Origin of the sequence: Alicyclobacillus tolerans, assembly GCF_900142255.1 — a bacterium.
In the GTDB taxonomy this organism is placed as follows: Bacteria; Bacillota; Bacilli; order Alicyclobacillales; family Alicyclobacillaceae; genus Alicyclobacillus_I; species Alicyclobacillus_I tolerans.
In genome coordinates, this window is record NZ_FRAF01000005.1 from 104,808 (window position 1) to 122,488 (window position 17,681).

20 protein-coding genes and 1 pseudogene are annotated in these 17,681 nt (G+C 45.3%); 14 read left to right on the forward strand and 7 right to left on the reverse strand.

Going from position 1 to position 17,681, the window contains the following annotated elements:
• Positions 1-912 (reverse strand): DUF2520 domain-containing protein, encoded by a 912-nt coding sequence (locus tag BUA75_RS04150; RefSeq protein WP_072873329.1) that lies wholly within the window; start codon positions 910-912, stop codon positions 1-3.
• Positions 913-1,055: 143 nt separating this feature from the next.
• Here BUA75_RS04150 and BUA75_RS16370 point away from each other — a divergent pair, with 143 nt between their 5' ends.
• On the forward strand, positions 1,056-1,178 hold the full coding sequence (locus tag BUA75_RS16370; RefSeq protein WP_255567373.1) for a hypothetical protein: 123 nt from the start codon (positions 1,056-1,058) through the stop codon (positions 1,176-1,178).
• Between the two features lie 174 nt (positions 1,179-1,352).
• On the opposite strand, the gene BUA75_RS04155 is transcribed toward BUA75_RS16370, so the two are convergent.
• Positions 1,353-1,763, reverse strand: coding sequence for a hypothetical protein (locus BUA75_RS04155; protein WP_072873330.1), 411 nt, complete (start codon positions 1,761-1,763; stop codon positions 1,353-1,355).
• 187 nt (positions 1,764-1,950) lie between these two features.
• Between BUA75_RS04155 and BUA75_RS04160 the strand changes: the two genes are divergently transcribed.
• The 4 genes from BUA75_RS04160 (at position 1,951) to BUA75_RS04175 (ending at position 5,185) form a co-directional block, all read left to right on the forward strand.
• Positions 1,951-2,154, forward strand: coding sequence for a CDGSH iron-sulfur domain-containing protein (locus BUA75_RS04160; RefSeq protein ID WP_072873331.1), 204 nt, complete (start codon positions 1,951-1,953; stop codon positions 2,152-2,154).
• A gap of 92 nt (positions 2,155-2,246) precedes the next feature.
• Positions 2,247-2,504, forward strand: coding sequence for an Rdx family protein (locus tag BUA75_RS04165; RefSeq protein WP_072873332.1), 258 nt, complete (start codon positions 2,247-2,249; stop codon positions 2,502-2,504).
• 168 nt (positions 2,505-2,672) lie between these two features.
• Entirely contained in the window at positions 2,673-3,812 is a 1,140-nt protein-coding gene (locus tag BUA75_RS04170; RefSeq protein WP_072873333.1) for a VIT1/CCC1 transporter family protein, read from the forward strand.
• Positions 3,813-3,937: 125 nt separating this feature from the next.
• Positions 3,938-5,185, forward strand: a complete 1,248-nt coding sequence (locus BUA75_RS04175) for an MDR family MFS transporter (RefSeq protein WP_072873334.1) — start codon at positions 3,938-3,940, stop codon at positions 5,183-5,185.
• A 70-nt stretch (positions 5,186-5,255) separates the two neighbouring features.
• Here the strand turns inward: BUA75_RS04175 and BUA75_RS04180 are convergent, their stop codons facing one another.
• From BUA75_RS04180 to map, 3 genes are all read right to left on the reverse strand, one after another.
• Positions 5,256-6,461 carry an iron-containing alcohol dehydrogenase gene (locus tag BUA75_RS04180; RefSeq protein ID WP_072873335.1) on the reverse strand — a complete coding sequence of 402 codons (1,206 nt, stop codon included), beginning with the start codon at positions 6,459-6,461 and terminating at the stop codon, positions 5,256-5,258.
• A 19-nt stretch (positions 6,462-6,480) separates the two neighbouring features.
• Entirely contained in the window at positions 6,481-7,986 is a 1,506-nt protein-coding gene (locus BUA75_RS04185) for an aldehyde dehydrogenase family protein (protein ID WP_423219866.1), read from the reverse strand.
• A 264-nt stretch (positions 7,987-8,250) separates the two neighbouring features.
• Positions 8,251-8,997, reverse strand: coding sequence for a type I methionyl aminopeptidase (gene map, locus BUA75_RS04190; RefSeq protein WP_072873337.1), 747 nt, complete (start codon positions 8,995-8,997; stop codon positions 8,251-8,253).
• 99 nt (positions 8,998-9,096) lie between these two features.
• On the opposite strand from map, the gene BUA75_RS04195 reads away from it, so the two are divergent.
• On the forward strand, positions 9,097-9,294 hold the full coding sequence (locus tag BUA75_RS04195; RefSeq protein ID WP_072873338.1) for a hypothetical protein: 198 nt from the start codon (positions 9,097-9,099) through the stop codon (positions 9,292-9,294).
• A gap of 55 nt (positions 9,295-9,349) precedes the next feature.
• On the opposite strand, the gene BUA75_RS04200 is transcribed toward BUA75_RS04195, so the two are convergent.
• Positions 9,350-9,550 carry a hypothetical protein gene (locus tag BUA75_RS04200; protein WP_072873339.1) on the reverse strand — a complete coding sequence of 67 codons (201 nt, stop codon included), beginning with the start codon at positions 9,548-9,550 and terminating at the stop codon, positions 9,350-9,352.
• Between the two features lie 229 nt (positions 9,551-9,779).
• On the opposite strand from BUA75_RS04200, the gene acpS reads away from it, so the two are divergent.
• The 8 genes and pseudogenes from acpS to BUA75_RS04240 all read left to right on the forward strand — a co-directional run bounded on the left by acpS (position 9,780) and on the right by BUA75_RS04240 (position 16,864).
• Positions 9,780-10,148 (forward strand): holo-ACP synthase, encoded by a 369-nt coding sequence (gene acpS, locus BUA75_RS04205; protein ID WP_072873340.1) that lies wholly within the window; start codon positions 9,780-9,782, stop codon positions 10,146-10,148.
• A gap of 64 nt (positions 10,149-10,212) precedes the next feature.
• On the forward strand, positions 10,213-11,694 hold the full coding sequence (locus BUA75_RS04210) for a bifunctional ADP-dependent NAD(P)H-hydrate dehydratase/NAD(P)H-hydrate epimerase (protein WP_072873341.1): 1,482 nt from the start codon (positions 10,213-10,215) through the stop codon (positions 11,692-11,694).
• A gap of 49 nt (positions 11,695-11,743) precedes the next feature.
• Complete coding sequence (locus BUA75_RS04215; protein WP_083574069.1) at positions 11,744-12,757, forward strand: LolA family protein; 1,014 nt, start codon at positions 11,744-11,746, stop codon at positions 12,755-12,757.
• Positions 12,758-13,045: 288 nt separating this feature from the next.
• On the forward strand, positions 13,046-13,411 hold the full coding sequence (locus tag BUA75_RS04220; protein ID WP_072873342.1) for a DsrE/DsrF/DrsH-like family protein: 366 nt from the start codon (positions 13,046-13,048) through the stop codon (positions 13,409-13,411).
• 12 nt (positions 13,412-13,423) lie between these two features.
• A complete protein-coding gene (locus tag BUA75_RS04225; RefSeq protein WP_072873343.1) occupies positions 13,424-13,792 on the forward strand; it encodes a peroxiredoxin family protein in 369 nt (122 codons plus the stop codon).
• Between the two features lie 13 nt (positions 13,793-13,805).
• Positions 13,806-14,165: pseudogene (locus BUA75_RS04230) on the forward strand (transposase); the annotation flags it as partial.
• Between the two features lie 235 nt (positions 14,166-14,400).
• Positions 14,401-16,239, forward strand: a complete 1,839-nt coding sequence (locus tag BUA75_RS04235) for a GAF domain-containing sensor histidine kinase (RefSeq protein ID WP_072873344.1) — start codon at positions 14,401-14,403, stop codon at positions 16,237-16,239.
• Positions 16,214-16,864, forward strand: coding sequence for a response regulator (locus BUA75_RS04240; RefSeq protein WP_072873345.1), 651 nt, complete (start codon positions 16,214-16,216; stop codon positions 16,862-16,864). Before BUA75_RS04235 ends, BUA75_RS04240 begins: the two co-directional genes overlap by 26 nt.
• A 6-nt stretch (positions 16,865-16,870) precedes the next feature.
• Here the strand turns inward: BUA75_RS04240 and BUA75_RS04245 are convergent, their stop codons facing one another.
• On the reverse strand, positions 16,871-17,539 hold the full coding sequence (locus BUA75_RS04245) for a YajG family lipoprotein (protein WP_072873346.1): 669 nt from the start codon (positions 17,537-17,539) through the stop codon (positions 16,871-16,873).
• Positions 17,540-17,681: the final 142 nt, after the last annotated feature.

Sequence of the window (17,681 nt, forward strand, 5' to 3'; positions counted from 1 at the left end):
TTATTTTTCTCGATCACGATTTCTTTTCTTTCTATCATGAGACAGTTCATCAACAAAGATGCGTTGTAATTGAATTTTTCGGACATTCGTTGAATGGTCGGCGTCGGCCATCTCAGCCATCCATAAGCTCAACTGAGCATAGCAAGATTGCAGAATAGGAAAAGCCTGCAGAGCATTGTAATGTTTTTCGATGGTTGCAAAATCTTTGCGTACCACTGGTCCAGTCAGCGCGTCATGTGTACCCAATTTTGCGACAGATTCTAGAGTCTGTCGCATGATGGGCAGGAATGGTGCAATACCATACTGGGTTGGCTGAATGGTTGCCACCGCATCAGCAAGCGCAACCAGCGCATTAGAGGCTAAAACGGCTGCTGCGTGATAACGCACTTTATCTGATTCTGCAAGATGGATGGTGTGTCCTTCAGCTTTACCCACTAAGATTTGTGCCCATTCACAGGCCAATGATTCTCCTTCAAGAGCAAAATACATCCCTCGTACCCATTGATCTGGAAGTTGCCAAGTTAAGGCTGCCAATGGATGGACGCTGGCTACAGAAATAGAGAATCTTTTAAGTGGGTTTAACTGTTGAGAAGACAGTGCTCCGGAAAGTTGCCAGGCCACTTGGGGAAATTTTGAAATCTTTTCTATTTCATGCACAAAACGTTCAGCAGTGGGCGCGATTTCAGTGTCCGGCGTACAAAAAATGACACCGTCAATAGCAGCATCTTGTAAACGATAAGGCAAATGTTCCCAAGATAGTTGCTCAATGTTTGGAAATCGTTCTGCATAACGTATCGCGCTTTGACTTTTTTCGCTTGATATGACCACCATCACTACAGATTCACCAATCTGTAGAAACCAGCGCGTCACAGCAGCGGCAGCTTGTCCTGAACCTAACAAAAGCCATCTCATGCTGCCCGACTCCTTTGTCTTAATCGTTTACAATGACAGTTTATCAAATAATCAGTATCTAGACGTCTATCCATGACAATTCAGAACAAGAGTGCATTTATTACAACGTGCGTTGCACCAAATCTTTAAGGAGGGAATTCCATATGTACGGAGTATTTGGTGGGTACACACGTTGGGCTGTGGTGTTCCTGATCATCTTTGTTCTCTTCTTCTTGTTGGTTCCAACCTACACCACAACTTGCAACACCACACCTGTTCTTCCTTGAGTAAATTTAACTCAAATCCATTCGGCAGACATTCCAATGGTGAAGCATTCTCCATTGGAATGCTTTATTTTTGACCAAAGAAATGGCAGTGCGAACAACCGATGTCTGGGATCCATTTTATACTACTAAAGACATCGGGTTGTTCGCACTTCAGTTTGTCTGGGCGAAAACTTGTCAAAAACTAAAAGGAAATCCGCCAAACCCGCCATTCATGGGTAGATTAGGTGGATTTTGACCATTGAAAAACGGGAAGCCCCCCATTCCCATAGACTTTTGCCAGGCAAAGGGAGACCAGATTCCACCAAACCATCCATCTTGCCAGCCAGAGTTGGGAGTAGACGGTTGATTGGAGGCAGGATTCTGCCCATTTCCCCATCCTCCCATACCGCCAAAATTCATCCATCCACGATTGCCGCTCCATCGGCGTAGTCCTCCACTAAAAAGAGGCAGCAGCATCAGAGGAAGGAAACAGGGTTCAGCATCGACAGAGATAGATGAAGAAGCAGGTTTTACTGGTTTACTGGTTATTCTTCTCTCAGATTTTGTATGATGAGATTTATGTTTTATCGATTGATGATGTTTCATAAGCCACACCTCCATGCTCCTTATCTTCTACTTTATGATCTCTTGACACGGCGCATGGAGGAATACTTCCACAGCTTGCGTGGATGGGTCAGGCATTGAAATATCGCTTGAGAATAGCATGTTTTCTTCTCTATACTAGATAAGGGATGTTGCAAGTGTGTTGATGCTTATAGGAGGTTGATGGGCAGTGTCTGAAGAAATAGTCATTAAGGTTAATGATAATGGTTCATTGCGGGTCAAAGGTCCAGTTATCTTGGAAGATGCTGAGGGTAATCGGTTTACAGTGAAAGAATCGTTCTCACTTTGCCGTTGCGGCCATTCTCAGAACAAGCCCTTCTGCGACGGTAGTCATCGTTCGGCAGGATTCAGCGACTGTGCACGCGCCAAATAGATTTTTCAATGGCTAGCGCGGGTTGATTTCCTGCTATACAGATGAACCGGGTCCAATCCGGGTTAGAAAAATTTAGGCGATGGAGGGAGAAAATGGCGGACGGAGTTTCATTGCGAATTGAATACTGCACGTCCTGCGGCTTTCTGTCCGTCGCCATGCGTGTGGCTGAGGAATTGTTGAATCGTTATCGCAGCGGTATAGCAAAACTCGTATTCGTACCTCATTTTGGCGATGGATCTTTTGACGTTTATTTAGACGATGAATGCATTTTCTCAAAGCATGAACAGGGGCGTTTCCCGGAACGCATGGAAATTTGCGAAATATTGGAACCCTATATACGGCTTATTTAGAAGATTGTCAATTTGTATAGCCTAACTATTCAGCGATGGATGGTTATATGCAAAACATTAGCTTTGCATAATCCTCCATCGCTATTGTATTTTGTAACTGTATTTTTACTTTTTCTTTTTTATGACGGGTGTACAATTCGCTTTCTGCAGAAAGGAGCCGTAAGGCGTATGGATAAATATTTAGAAAAAACGCTGAGTGAAAATTGGCGCAGAGAAATGCAGGCGGCCCATCTATATCAAGTTTCTGCTGAAAAGGAGCAAGATGCGCGGCGCAAAAATATTTTGCAAAGACTGGCGGAGGTAGAGTATAAACACGCACAAATGTGGGCGGAAAAAATAGCCGATCTCGGTGGCACGGTAGAAGGGCTCAGTTACCCCAAGGTAGAATTGCCAGCCCATAGTGACGTTACTCAATTGATGGATGCCATTGAACGTGTGGAACAGGGGAATGAAGCTTGGTATGCTTCACAACGCAACGTCATTGATGACGATGATATCCATCGGATTCTCGATATCATTGACGAGGACGAGAAAAACCATCACGGTTTAGACGAACTCTTTAAACCAGCCATTGCTCCGCAGAAAAAGTTAAGTCGTATATGGGACAATGAGCGTTGGCATCGAAATAAAAGTGGCGGCTGGTTAGGTGATGCGATTTACGGAGTCAACGACGGATTAGGGGCTATTTTTGGAATTATTGCAGGTGTGGCAGGTTACACCAATCAAAATACGACCATACTCATTTCCGGATTTTTTGGCGCACTTGCTTCTACGCTATCCATGGGCGCTGGGGCTTGGTTGGCCACCAAATCGGAAAATGAACTGATGGAGTCAGAACTGGCTGCAGAGCGCAGGGAAATTGAAGAAGATCCCGATCATGAACGCGAAGAATTGGCGCTTCTCTATGAATTAAAAGGTTTCGAGCCGGCGGAAGCGGAGCGCATTGCTTCGCAAATTTCGGCGGATAAAGAGCAATTTATCAAAGCCATGGCCCAGGAGGAACTTGGAATTCACGAAACGAGTGAAGGCAATCCGTGGCAATCGGCTATTTTTGGTTCAGCATCGACATTTGTAGGAGCCATTGTGCCGTTGATTCCTTTCTTTTTCATGCAAGGGGTCGCGGCGTTGATTACAGCTGCGGTGGTCTCGATTGTTGCTCATTTTGTCGTGGGCGCTCTGAAAAGTCGAATGACGGTACGTTCTTGGTGGGCGAGTGGTTTGGAAATGACGCTGGTTGGTATTTTAGTGGGTGGTGTCTCCTACGGTCTGGGTGAACTGGGAAGAATCATTTTCTTACCGCATGCCTGAGACGTGAAATCAAGAAGTTTTGTTGACTATTCATGAATTAGAACCATTGCTCTTTGAAGGATTGCTTGATACGATAGGCCCAATCATTTTCCAGTGCAACGCAGAAACGGAGATGATTGGGCTTTATGGTATGGTGGCGTAACCAAATTCCTCAACTTCATCCTGTCGTGTGGTTTCTTATTGCAGGTACTGGATTTACTCGCTTTGCCCAATTCATGGTCATGCCGTTTCTTGCACTTTACATGTCTCACGAAACGCAGGCTAGTCCAGCGGTAATAGGTCTAGCGGTAGGTTCGGCACCACTGGTAGGAACCTTATTTGGACTCTTTACGGGAATCTTCTCTGACAAAATAGGCAGAAAGCGCTTTATGCTATTCGGCATGTTGTTGGGTACAGTTGCTATGATTGGCTTTGCAAATGCACGCAGTGTTGTTGCGTTTATTGTTTTTAGCAGTGTGAATGGGCTGGTTCGTCCACTTTTTGAACCGTCTGCACAGGCCACCATTGCTGATTTTACACCGGCTGATATGCGGGGGGCAGCTTTTGCGCTTCGCTACTGGGCCATTAATGTTGGTGCAGCCGTAGGCCCGTTGGTAGGCGCTTGGTTAGGCACGGTATCCAGTGGTTGGACTTTTTATATCACAGCTTCTGTAGATGCCTTATACGTTATCTTTCTCTTGGTGAAAGTGCCAGCCAATATTCAAAGTCTGGATGTTCAACAGCCTATATCGACAGGGCTGAAAACACCTTCTCCTCTCCAGCTATTAGGAATTCTTGGTCGCGATAGAGCCTTTCTTATTTTTTTACTTGCCGTCCTTACGGAGACATTTGGATATGCTCAAATTAACTCTACGCTTCCGGAAAGCTTGGCTATGCACTATACGGTTTCTGTTTCTGCCCATATCTTCAGCTTGCTTGTTTTCACCAATGCGGTAGAAGTTGTAGTTTGTCAATGGTTTATCCACAAATCTGTGCAACGCTTGTCTGCCTTATCACAAATCGTGATCGGACAAATTCTATTTGCCGCAGGGTATGCTTTGTTTGGAATCCTCCATAGTCTCCCTGGAGAATTTCTGGGTATGGTTGTTCTCACGTTTGGGGAAATTTGTTCGTTCCCTCCCAGATCGCGCTATATTGCCGAGATAGCACCTTTGGGTGCGCGAGCTACTTATTATGGAGCCAGCAGTTTATCCTCGTTCGGTTTTTTTCTTGGTCCTTGGCTCGGTGGAGTGGTTTTGCGGGATTGGGGAGACGCCTGGATGTTTCGCTGTGTTGCCATGCTTGTACTCGCAGGAGTACCTCTGTTCTTATTGAGCCACTACATTCGCAAACTACATGTGAGTGTTGCTGAGAATACCCCCATACAAGGTTGAAACCAGAAAATGGTGGTTCCACGCGTCGATCTGATTAGAATTCTAGGTTGGCGCATGGAACCTTAGGGCATCAGGAGACTACTTGAATCATTCCTCCAGCGCGTCTGACAACATTGCGAATCATCTGCTCGGGTAATCTGAAGAGGATACCCGATGGATCGGAATGAACCCATTGGACAATACTATCCATATCTTTTTCCTGGATGTTGTAATCCGTCAATGTATCTGGTAGATGAATTTTAGCGCGTAAATTCTGAATGGCTTCCACGATGGCTTGAAGGCCGGCTTGTGGGGTTTCAGACGAAGCGTTGCAGCCTAGAATAGCGGCAAATTTTTGCGCTCGTGTTAAGTAAAAATCGGGTAATTCTTCGAGCACATAAGGCAATAAAACAGCATTCGCCAGTCCGTGCGGAATATTGAATTTTGCTCCTAAGGCGTGTGCCAGGTTATGAACGGGAATAGCATTCAGTGCTGTGCTGAAAGCGGTGATGGCCATGGCGCTGGCAATCAACAGGTTGGAACGAGCTTCCAGGTGTTGTCCGTTTGCTACAGCAAGGGGAAGATTTTCCACTATCATTTGTGCGGACTGAATCGCAAAGGCGTCTGTGATTGGTTCTGCAACTGGCGAGAAATAAGCTTCTAATGCGTGCGTTAGTGCATCCATACCCGTGAATGCCGTTATAAAAGCTGGCAAACCGACTGTCAAATCGGGATCGAGCAAAGCAAAATCGGCTGCTGCGTATGGATGAATGAGATTGGTCTTGACCTGTAGCATTTCATTGAATACGACGGAAATAGGTGAGACTTCTGCCCCAGTACCTGCGGTGGTAGGTAGGGCGATGTGTGGAATCGACATGCGCGTAGCGCGGGGAAAAGTCTCAATGGTGTTGGTGACCAGCGCCATGCGAATATCTGTCAAACCTTTATGCATCATCCACTTCATGGCTTTGACTGTATCGAGTACGCTGCCGCCGCCAAGAGCAATCAGGCAGTCAGCAGCATGTGATTTGTAAACGCTGACAGCACGATTGATAATGGCACCTTTGGCATCCTGTTCAACTTCATCAAAAACGCCAACAAGTTGAACTGGTTGTGGCAAGCCTTCAAAGAGAGATGTAATCTGCTGGACGACACCTGCCTTTTTCAGGCCTTGATCGGTTACCAGCAAGGCGCGTTTTCCGCCAAGGCCGCGCAATAGTTCCGGCAGCAGTGTGCGGCAACCCACACCACTATGAATTATCGTTGGCAGATTGAACTGGAAGTGAGATGTTGTCATTCCCTTTTTCTACTCCTTTCTATGCCTTTTCTATGGGGCTCTCCAAAAGTAAATCCCACGCTACGCGACGTTTTTCTTCTGTGACGAGAGAAGCGTGAACATGTTTTAACTGTGAATATTCATCCAATGCGTATTTCCCCAATTCTCGACCAAATCCGCTCTGCTTGAAACCACCAAAAGGAGCATCGGAGCGCAGCATGTGCCAATCATTAATCCATACGGTGCCTGCACGTAATTGTCGGGCAATGCGGTATGCTTCATTGATATTTTGTGTCCAGACTCCAGCGGCCAGGCCGTAAATGGATTCGTTGGCCTTTTGCACTGCTTCGTCTACGTCTTTATACCGAATAACGGACAGGACTGGGCCAAAAATTTCTTCTTGAGCAATGCGCATCTGGTTGTCTACATCAGCAAAAATGGTCGGTGGAATGAAATATCCACCTTCGCATCCAGGAATCTGTACGGGCTTGCCGCCACAAACCAAACGAGCACCTTCTTGTTGTCCGATCTCAATATAGTTCAGTACGGTTTCCATCTGCTGTTTAGATACGAGTGGGCCCATGCGTGTTTCCATGTCAAACGGATCGCCCATACGAATAGCTTGAGCTTGTTCGGCCAGTTTGGCCAAGACTTGGTCGTACTGCGATTCATGTACAAATAGACGTGTGCCTGATTCGCAAATTTGTCCGCTATGCAAAAAGACGCCAAATAAGCTGCCGGGTATAGCTAATCTCAAATCGGCATCCGGCAAAAGAATGGAGGGAGATTTTCCGCCTAGCTCTAGAGTAACGCGTTTTATGGTGCCTGCTGCTTGACGCATAATGTTACGTCCTACTGTAGTTGATCCGGTAAAAGCTATTTTGTCCACGTCTGGATGCGTGACGAGCGCTTCGCCAACTTGACTGCCAGCGCCAGTGACCACATTCAAAACACCTGCGGGTATTCCGGCGCGAACAGCTAATTCAGCGAGTTTGAGAGTGGATAGAGGTGTATGGGATGCAGGTTTAATAACCATAGAATTACCCATGGCTAGAGCAGGAACGATTTTCCACATAGCTAAAATCATTGGGAAATTCCATGGAGTGATGGCTGCGCAAACGCCTATAGGTTCACGCCAAACTTGACCGTTGGCAGGGCCGGGATAGGGTTGGATGGGCAGGTATTCAACATATGGGTATGATTTCATAAATTCTGCTGTTTGCAAAAGGAGATCGGCGATTTGCAGGATATCCATGTTCCGGACTCTACGGAGAGTTCCCCCGGAACTGAGTACTTCTAAATAAGCGAGTTCATCAGCATTTTGCATAATTTGTTGGGCAAAGCTGAGGAGCAAAGCCGCTCGGATTTCAATCGATTGTTTGGACCAGATACCGCTTTCAAAAGTGCGTCGGGCAATCGCTACAGCTTTGTCTACATCTTCCTTGTGGCCACTTGCTACTCGTGCTACCGTCTGACCATTACCTGGATAGATAATGTCAAACCATTCACCGGATTCTGCCGCTTGCCATTTTCCGTCCATAAACATTGGGAATTCTTTCACTTGTAGTACGGTTGACAATGGGATGCCTCCCTCCCAAAAATCATTCATACGACCGTTTGTTTGATGGAGGGCACGATTGGGTCGTACGTTTTCTGTTTTTACGAACAGATAAGATCAATATATTCTATTAATTCAGATTTATCTATAAAAAATTCTAAAATACTTTATAGAAAGAGATCTAGCTGTATTTCTGCGTAAAAAAACAGGTGTTACGCAACACCTGTTTTAGAGTTGTGCTCAGTTCACAAATTAAAGCACTGTTAGAATCTCTGGTCCATTTTCTGTGATGGCCAGAGTATGTTCATATTGAATAGAGAGTCCACCATCTGCTGTGCGTGCAGTCCAACCATCTTCGTCAACGCGGCATTCGTATGTTCCTGTATTTACCATCGGTTCGATAGTAAAAGTCATGCCTTTTTTGATGCGTGGTCCTTTATGGGGTGGACCAAAATGTAAGACTTCTGGACTTTCATGCATTTTTCGCCCAATCCCGTGGCCAATAAAATCTCGTACTACTGAAAATCCTTGCGCTTCAACATATTGTTGGATAGCATGGCCGATATCGCTGATATGATGATCGATGACCGCTTCTTCGATACCTATCATGAGTGCACGTTCTGTCACTTCCATTAATTTTTGGGCGGTTTCACTGATGTCTCCAACGGCATAACTCCATGCAGAATCTGCATGCAATCCTTTATATTGGGCAACCATGTCTATGGTGATAATATCGCCGGATTGAAGTCGATATTCACTGGGGAAACCATGGCATACGACATCGTTAACAGAGGTACAGGCGGCAAATGGGTAACCTTTATAACCCTTTTGGGCAGGAATCATATGGTGGCGAGTCAGAAAATTTTCTACAAATTGATCGATTTCGAGCGTGCTCACGCCTTCTCGTACAAAATCTTTTAAAGCAGCGTGGCATTCAGCAACGACTTTACCAGCTTCTCGCATAATGCCAATTTCATGTCGGCTTTTCAGAACAATCAAGATACAGCCTCCTGTATAATCATTTTACATACCCTATTTTGGACAAACTGTGCTACATTACCTACAGAAGTATCTGAGGCGAATGTAGGGGGAACGGATATGGCATCACAAGTTTGTCCAGGTTGCAATGCTTCATTTATGCCGCTGCCGCCGTTTGATGTAGCGTGGACATGTCCATCCTGCGGTCAGGTTCTGCCGCCGGAAGAGAGGTACAATCCGCTTCATGATTCAAAATATCGATTGAAATATATCATGGAGCAATATGTGCGTTACTGGCTTCACAATGGTACGCAATGACAGAGGTTTAGGCCCGAACAAAAATTTGAAAAAAACTTTAACCTCTGAAAGTTCATTAAATGCCAATTGGTGTCTGATAGAGCGTTTGAGTAGAAAAGAATACTTCTGCGAGAATGAGTCCTAAGATAAAAATCGCAGTTCTTCGCGGCCAACTGAGACGTCTTCCGTCCGGTCGCAACTCAACAGCCGCAATGAGCAGAATTCCAGTTATGATAGCAAATACTATTTTGATACCATAGTGTAACAACGTATGCATATTCCATCGTCCTTTCAACATGTAGAATGGGATGAATCAGAACCAGCTTATTGAATGTAGTTTTTCCAACCTGCCATTGTTCGAGTAAAATAAAAATTCTACTCTATTCTATCTGCCGTGCGAACTTTTGCCAAACTGGGCGGCAGAATTTCTTTTTCCATTGTGCTTTCATATGATGCGCTGAGCGAAGTAAGCAAATTATAGGATGAAACTCGTATGGAGGAGAAGCATGATTTTAGGACTTGGCACGGACGTTGTAGAAATAGAGCGGATTGCCCGATTGATAAATTCCCAAAAAACGTCATTCAGCAAGCGCATATTGGGACCGGAAGAGCAAAAAACCTTCTGTCTGTTAGAAGGCAGACGTTTACACGAGTTTGTAGCTGGTCGGTTTGCGGCAAAAGAAGCTCTGGCTAAAGCGATTGGATGTGGATTGGCCAAGCTTCATCCTCATCAAGTGGATATTCTTCTTGGCAGTGCGGGTCTTACTGCGCGTTTCTACCATTCGGATGCGTTGTTACCTGTTGGCACTGAGGTGCGTTTAAGTTTGTCGCATGCTGCAGGAGTAGCATTTGCTGTTGCGATTTTATCGAATTGAGGAGCCATACATAATGAACGGACGGGCTGAATATCTATGAAACAAGCCTCGGGAGGGTACTCTTGTGTATCTGGTCACGAGTGAACAAATGAGAGAGCTCGATAGACACGCTGTAACGTCGCTTCACATTCCTGAGATTGTCCTTTTGCATCTGGCAGGCAAAGCTATTGCCGATGTGTTGGTACAGCGCGGACCGCGCGGCCATATCGTCGTACTGGCAGGAAAGGGGAACAATGGAGGAGACGGATATGCCGCAGCCCGTTGGTTAAAACATTACCAGTACTCCGTAGAAGTTGTCTCTTTGGTTCATCCTGAAACGCTAACAGGTAGTGTGGCTTTGGCTGCGCAAAGCGCCATAGCAGCCGGTGTGCCCGTTCGGGTATATAGCGGGCAACCGCTGCCTGAGGCTCAGCTCTACCTGGACGCGTTGCTTGGTACGGGCCAAAATCGACCGCCTGCTGATCGATTATTACAGATGCTGGAGTCGCTTGCTCACACATCTACACCGATTTGGGCGGTTGATGTACCGACAGGAGTAGATACGGATACGGGAGCTGTTTATCCGGGCGCGGTCCAGGCAGTACTTACCATCGCCATGGCTGCGCAGAAAATCGGCACAGCGGTGACTCCTGGATGTTTGCAGGCTGGCGAGGTAGTGGTAGCTGATATTGGCATTCCGATTCTGCACAATCCATCCTTTGCGACTTGGATTGAGCCTGCTGAATTGGCTGCTCGTGCGGCATATCGACCTGTCACAGCGCATAAGGGATTGGCTGGTCATGTGGCAGTTATTGTCGGTTGTTTGCCGGGTGCAGCGAAGCTTGCAGCATTGGCTGCAGCTCGGAGTGGAGCAGGGCGCATTTCACTGTTAACCGCTTCAGCCATTGAACCGCCGCTACCCGATATGCTGATGATTCCAGTAAATGGAGCGTTGCGTAACAGTTTGCCAGAAGGAGCCGTTTTCTTAATGGGTCCCGGTATGCTTGACGCTTGGCCGATTGAGGTGGTATGGAGTGTTGTGGAAAGTGGCGGTAAGGTAGTGTTGGATGCGGAAGCGATGGATGCCTGGTTAAGCGCTCCAGAGGAGCGGCGTTTGGCTGATCCGTTCCTGGCAGAACGGGTGGTGCTTACTCCGCATCCTAAGGAATGTGCTCGATTAATCGGTTGGACAGTTGATTCTGTTCAGAAACATCGCCTTGCTGCCGCCCGACGACTCAGCCAACAGGCGAATGCCACTGTACTGTTGAAAGGTTATCGGAGTATAGTGAATTCTCAGCAGAGTGTATCTGTCAATCCGGTAGGCGGACCTTCGCTTGCTGTAGCCGGCTCAGGAGATGTTTTAGCAGGGGTTATCGCGGCGTTACTCGCTCAAGGATTGTCAGCCTACGATGCAGCCCGATTAGGTTGTTGGCTGCACGGAAGGGCTGGGGATCGACTGGCAAGGCGGATACCGGCTGCTGCTTGTATGGCTTCCGATGTTGTGCAAGAATTGCCGCAGGCTTTAACTGATGCGCTAGGTGTAAAGATGAAATCGACGGATAAGTGAAAGCGTTGCGTTACTCGCGTGTGTCTGTCGCGGAAAGGCGAGGTGGCACATGCGTAAATGGGCAGTCGCGTTGGGCGTCCTGGTCGTTGTGGGTGGACTTGTAGTGGGTTGCGGCACACAGAATGGTGAAAAAAGTGTAGCCAGCAAGCTAGAAGCGCACGTCAAGACATTGGACGGATCGAACTATAAAAGTACAGCCATGATGACTGTGCAGATGGATAATGGTTCGCAAACTTACTATGTCGAGACGTGGTATGAATCTCCAGAGGTTTATCGCATTGCTTTGGGTGACGCCAACAAGCAAATTAACCAAATCATTGTCCACAACCAAAATGGCATGTTCATTGTCTCGCCCTCGTTGGGCAAAGTGTTCCGTTTCAACGGGAATTGGGCACAAAACCAAGGACACATATATCTTTATAATCAAATTTTGTCAAATATTGTATCTAGCAAGGATATTCAATTTACCAAAAGTGACGGCAATTACAATTTTGAATTGCCAGTTTCTCCAGCTAATGATGTGGTAACTCGCGAACGTGTGCAGTTGGATGCAAAGACGCTTAATCCAGAGCAGATTGTCTTGATGGATAAATCATCCACGCCTGTAGTTACCCTTAAGTATGAATCGTTCCAGACGGGTATTAAATTTTCTCCCGATGACTTCAATCCGCAGGCTCTGGTTGGTGGAGAGAAAGCTAAAACGACGCTTTCTACAGGGGATAGCGCAGCTTCGGATGGTCCGGGCTATATCAATCCCACCCTTACTTACGGCGATAAGCTGGACAGTATGTGGCAAGTGAGTGACACGGATGCCATCATGCGATTTACGGGCGATCACGCTTTCACTTTAGAAGAATGGCGTCCTGTTTCTACTGTATCAGGGTTGCCGTCTGGTGAAATGATTAACCTTTATGGTGTACCTGCTGTGTATACGGATGGCGGCGGTGCAAGACAGTTATTCTGGTTGAACAACGGCGTTGAGTTTTCCATTACCTCCAGCGCGCTTTCTCTGAATCAGATGGCAGATGTAGCCATGTCTACTTTCAATCAGGTTGGCAAATAGCCAGTGTCTAGAGATTACCAATGATATGAAAAATGGCGTACCTGTTAGATGGTGCGCCTTTTTAATGCAAAAGATGCAACAGAAGTTCTAAAACACGCTGCCTTCCTGAATATGTATTTTTCGAAAAACACAACTATGTGCTGGCGACGTTTTTGTGAATGACGTTGCAAAACAAAGATTTTTATGTCAGTTGACACGGAGTAGCTTTGTAAAAGTTAAGCGAATTTCTCCATTATTAAACGAGTTTGCTTTTTTGATATAAGATAAAACATAACAAACAAGCTCTAAATGGAGAGCGAGGTTTTAACTCTGAAACTTAAAAAGGTAGTTTATTTTGTTGCTCGTAGTGAAAATGTTCCTCATGTTTTACAAGAAGCGTTATTTCGATCCCCTACTCAAAATGTCACTATTTTTTTCGATTTGGATGGGGCTCGAGCATTAGATGAGCATTATGCTAGGTTGATTTCACAGGAGAAAAAAATAAATTTATTTCAATTGCTTCAACAAGCCAGAGATGCTGGTATTGAAATGTTTGTTTGTCAAATGAATGTAATGGAAAGTTGTCAGATTCATTGTTTAGATGGAATAGCATCTGCTGGCGTGGTTACCTTTTTAGAGTATAGTTATGAAGCAGATGCGATTTTTAGTTACTAAGGGTGTATGGTGATGGCTACAAAAAAAGTTGTTTTGCTGGTTTTGCACAGTGAACTAGAATCGGCATACCCGCCACTGAATATAGCAGTAGGTGCAATATCATCAGGAGCGAATGTCATATTAGCCTTTAGTCATGAAGGCGTAGATATACTTTTACCGAATTATATACCGATACCATCCGTAGGAAGCATAGATATTGCCAACGGTTTATCAGATTTTGGGGCACCTAGTATTGAGGAATTGATAACGATTGCATCAGAATCGGGAGTTCGTTTGATTATCGTCGATAATATGATTCTGACTAATTGGAATGTTGAGCGAAAAGAGTTGCGTTGGGTATTGAATGAAGCTGCAGACGCCGATTTATTTCTTCACTTTTAATACGTTTCGATCTGCAGGTATGGTATCCGATGGGGTACTTCGTTGCTTCATGGGTTACAACATAGTGTATTGGGGAGCCGACGAAGGCCGCTTAAAGTTCCGTTGTCCACATGCAGTAGGAAAGGTTGACTTCCCACTTGGGTCTGTTGCTTGCTCTCATTCCAACTACGGAATGGTGGTCAAAAAAAGTATCGCCGAGGATGTCAGGCGTTACGCCAATCCGCACCGAAACACTCGGCGTTGGATAGAACTCCACAGAGAACGAACTTCGGTGGAGCAATGGAAATCCCGGCTCAAAGAAAATCTTACAGCCAATGACACGCACGTCCGTGGCATTGAGAAGGTCACCATATACGTTTACCTCAATGCGTAGGTTCTACTTGCTTCTGCACTAGCGATGAACACGACAGCAAGCTCGCTGAAGATGGCATAATCCCTTGATTCTTGGCGCTCTGTGATTGATAAGGGCATGTGGAACCTATGCAACACAAATCACATAGCTGCATTCATTTCGGTGTCCATGGTAGAATCCAATCAGAATCAATATCTAAATTTTATATGCAAATTCCCAATGATAAACTTTCATATTTTTTATCGGAGGTGTTGGTATGCTTGTTCAGCAAACTATTCGGCAAGCCATCATCTCTCGCCATCGTATCTTGTTAGTAATAGGGTCGTTTTTATTGCTTTTGTTTTTCTCCGTTCAATTGCAGCTTGTGCATCCAGAAGCCATTTGGATGCTAGGCATTTTGTTGCTTTTTTTAGAGTGGTTTCCTGTTGGGTTGGGAAGAATTAATTTTTCGCTCTGTTTCCCACTTTTTTTTGGACTATTTTTCATGCTGGGCCCAAGTATGACCCTTTGGTTGGACGCTTTCATTTTGTTGTTGGTTCAAGCAGCAAGGCGTAAACCATGGGAAGTATTCTCGTACAATTTCTCCAGCCGTATGATTGCGCTTGCCCTATCCGGATGGTTTTGGCTATGGGCAAATGCGAATGTCATTCAGGAAGGACATAAGCACCTTATCATTGATAGCCTCTGGCTGTTGATGGTGACTGCTCTCATCTATTCTACAAGCGCAAATTTACTGATTCTGCTTGTTTGGAGGCAACGTCGTTCCTGGCGAGTCAGTGCCCGGCTTTTTTTGTCCGCACTCGGTATTGATTTGGGCTTGGCGACTCTCTATAACGGTTTAATGATTTGGCTGGCGAGCAATCCCGTCAATGTTCACACCGGAAGTATTGGATCTTTCTTTTTCTTTCTACCGCTTGTGGCGATTTCATTAGTGGCTCACCTAGTGGCTAATCTTTTACGCGAAAAGCATCGTTTAGAATCAGTCTTTTCCATTACAGAATCTATCCGTCAACCCAATCATTTAGATAGTGTTTTACCCCAAATCGCCAATGCCGCTAAAGAGTTGTTCCGCAGTTCTTTTGGTGTTATTTACCAAGTGGATGAGTGGGGATTGCTTTATCGGGAAATGGGAAACAAACGGTATACTTTGCCAAGAGGTCAGGGGATTTCTGGGTGGGCTGTACAGACCGGTCGTTTGCAAATGGTTGCCGACGTGGAGAGGGATAGTCGTTTTTTACCTCAGGAAGCAGACAAAGATATTCGCTCGTTGTTTGTGGCGCCTATTTATATTGATGAACAAGTAGTGGGAGTTATTACACTTGGTAAACCAATTGTCAATGGCTTTCATCCACAAGATGAAAAATTGATGACGCTTTTTTCCAGCTATGCCAGTGTAGCTATGCGCAATGCCCTTTATTTAGAAGAGCAGAAGCGAAGAATTTTACTTGAGGAACGTAATCGGCTGGCCCGTGAAATCCATGACGGGATCGCACAAAATCTAGCAGGTGCACTCCTTCGTGTGGAAAGTATTTTGCGTCATTCTGAACCCGCCATGCAGAAACAGCTTCTTGACTTGCAAAAGTTGTTGCAAGAAACCGTAGGTTCCGTGCGCTCATCTATTTATTCCTTGCGTCCGCAGCCCTATGTTGAGCAAGGATTGGAAAAAGCTATTCGCAATTTGCTTAAAGATTTGCTCGAAGATACAGAAATACAGGTGGAATTTAGTGTTCATCAAGAAACGAATTTATTGCTCCATCCGGAAATTTCCCGCACAGTGTATGAAATGATTGCTGAAGGCACGCGAAATATGCGCAAACATGCGCATGCCCGCCATTTTAAAGTAAGATTAGACCTTTTGCCCGATCGCGTGAAAGTACTTATGTTGGATGATGGGTGCGGATTTCATTTTGCGCGCGCGATTCAAAATGCAATTCGCGGAACTTCCTTTGGAATTGACATGATCCATCAGATGGCGGCTCAGTGGAAGGGTCGTGTGGAATATATCACTTCACCGGGTTCAGGAACAGAAATCTGGATTGAACTTCCTATCGGAGATGAGGTGGAGGAGAATGCCCATTCGAGTGCTTTTGTGTGATGATCATCAAGTTTTGCGCGACAGTCTTGCCTATTTATGCAATGAAGAGCCGGATATGGAGGTTGTAGCCACCTGTAGCCGAGGTTCAGAACTGATGTCATGTGTTACAGAGATTCCAATTGATGTAATCTTGCTCGACATCAATTTACCGGATGGCAATGGTATTGAATTTGCTGAAGAGTTAAAAAATCTTCAAGAACGTCCCAAATTGATTGTGTTAACCATGTATAACTATGATGAGTATCTATTTCGCGCTATTCGCGCGGGTGCAGATGGGTATTTGCTGAAAGATGCTCCAGTATCCGAAGTGTTGGCAGCCATTCGCGCGGTCCATGCTGGACAATCGGCCTTACCAGCCAATTTGACGCAGCGACTGATTCAGTCAGTGCGTGGCGATTTGCCCACGCGTGAACGACTGTCACCTCGTGAGACAGAGGTATTACAGCTTTTAGTCAATGGATACAGTAATAAAGATATTGCTGGTCAACTTTATATTTCTGAGACAACCGTAAAGCTGCACATTAGCAATATCTTTCGCAAGTTGCAAGTGCGTAGCCGTTCTCAAGCTATACTGGTGGCAATTCGAGAAGGATTGGTTCCGCATCTGTTGGATTACCATGAATGATCCTTTTTATTTTCCAGTGTTTGCGTCCCCCATCAGCATGGCTTTTTCCCACATAGGCCAGGTATGTTCTCCGACAATAAAATCCACCTGTTTGCCATCTGCAAAGGCGAGGAAGGGGAAACCGTCAATATACTTTTTTTCGACTGTCCCTATGAGAAAATACGGTTTTGTAAAAGATAAATGAAACGTCTCTTTTTCTTCGTCGGCAATTTTTACAGCTGAAGATAATGGAAATCCGTTGGCATATCCCACGTAGACAATCGTAGGCCAATCATTTGGCGAATGAAAATGTTGATTCATTAAGACAAGGGTTCTCTGGCAATGTGGGCACCAATAGGCAACAAAAAGAATCGGATGCTGTTTCGCGTTCAACGTGACCCACTGGCCACTTTCTGTTTGTACCCGTATAGCGCTTTCCGCAGCTTGGTTAGGAACAGGCTTAGCATCCCATGTAGAAATAGGTTGAACGAGATCGACATCCAAAAGGTTTGTAAATTGAGGAGTTTGTCTGGCGACAGTAACCGGATTGACAGAGGCTGGCTTACTGTTTGAAGTTGTCTGTTGAACTGTTTGACAACCTGTAAGCGCCAGAGCGACAAGAAGAGTGCCAACTAAAGATATGGTTTGAATCCGTTTATGACGAAGTGTTGTTAAGAATTTATGATGAGTTTTCACACGAGTCATCCTTTTCATAGTTTTACTCACCAGAGTGCAGAAGATTGGTTCTCTTGTCAATACGACAAAAGTTATAGTTTTTATCTGAACTTTTAGTGAATACATTTCTATCTATTTTTCAATAAAATTTTAAGTAATTTGA

Excerpts from the sequence above, each read along its gene's own strand:
- acpS (WP_072873340.1), top strand. The coding sequence starts at position 9,780 with ATGATTTTAGGACTTGGCACGGACGTTGTAGAAATAGAGCGGATTGCC.
- BUA75_RS04225 (WP_072873343.1), top strand. The coding sequence starts at position 13,424 with ATGGCTACAAAAAAAGTTGTTTTGCTGGTTTTGCACAGTGAACTAGAA.
- BUA75_RS04175 (WP_072873334.1), top strand. The coding sequence starts at position 3,938 with ATGGTATGGTGGCGTAACCAAATTCCTCAACTTCATCCTGTCGTGTGG.
- BUA75_RS04185 (WP_423219866.1), bottom strand. The coding sequence starts at position 7,986 with ATGTTTATGGACGGAAAATGGCAAGCGGCAGAATCCGGTGAATGGTTT.
- BUA75_RS04200 (WP_072873339.1), bottom strand. The coding sequence starts at position 9,550 with ATGCATACGTTGTTACACTATGGTATCAAAATAGTATTTGCTATCATA.
- BUA75_RS04240 (WP_072873345.1), top strand. The coding sequence starts at position 16,214 with ATGCCCATTCGAGTGCTTTTGTGTGATGATCATCAAGTTTTGCGCGAC.
- BUA75_RS04220 (WP_072873342.1), top strand. The coding sequence starts at position 13,046 with ATGGAGAGCGAGGTTTTAACTCTGAAACTTAAAAAGGTAGTTTATTTT.
- BUA75_RS16370 (WP_255567373.1), top strand. The coding sequence starts at position 1,056 with ATGTACGGAGTATTTGGTGGGTACACACGTTGGGCTGTGGTGTTCCTG.
- BUA75_RS04195 (WP_072873338.1), top strand. The coding sequence starts at position 9,097 with ATGGCATCACAAGTTTGTCCAGGTTGCAATGCTTCATTTATGCCGCTG.
- BUA75_RS04150 (WP_072873329.1), bottom strand. The coding sequence starts at position 912 with ATGAGATGGCTTTTGTTAGGTTCAGGACAAGCTGCCGCTGCTGTGACG.
- BUA75_RS04170 (WP_072873333.1), top strand. The coding sequence starts at position 2,673 with ATGGATAAATATTTAGAAAAAACGCTGAGTGAAAATTGGCGCAGAGAA.
- BUA75_RS04215 (WP_083574069.1), top strand. The coding sequence starts at position 11,744 with ATGCGTAAATGGGCAGTCGCGTTGGGCGTCCTGGTCGTTGTGGGTGGA.
- BUA75_RS04235 (WP_072873344.1), top strand. The coding sequence starts at position 14,401 with ATGCTTGTTCAGCAAACTATTCGGCAAGCCATCATCTCTCGCCATCGT.
- BUA75_RS04165 (WP_072873332.1), top strand. The coding sequence starts at position 2,247 with ATGGCGGACGGAGTTTCATTGCGAATTGAATACTGCACGTCCTGCGGC.
- BUA75_RS04155 (WP_072873330.1), bottom strand. The coding sequence starts at position 1,763 with ATGAAACATCATCAATCGATAAAACATAAATCTCATCATACAAAATCT.
- BUA75_RS04180 (WP_072873335.1), bottom strand. The coding sequence starts at position 6,461 with ATGACAACATCTCACTTCCAGTTCAATCTGCCAACGATAATTCATAGT.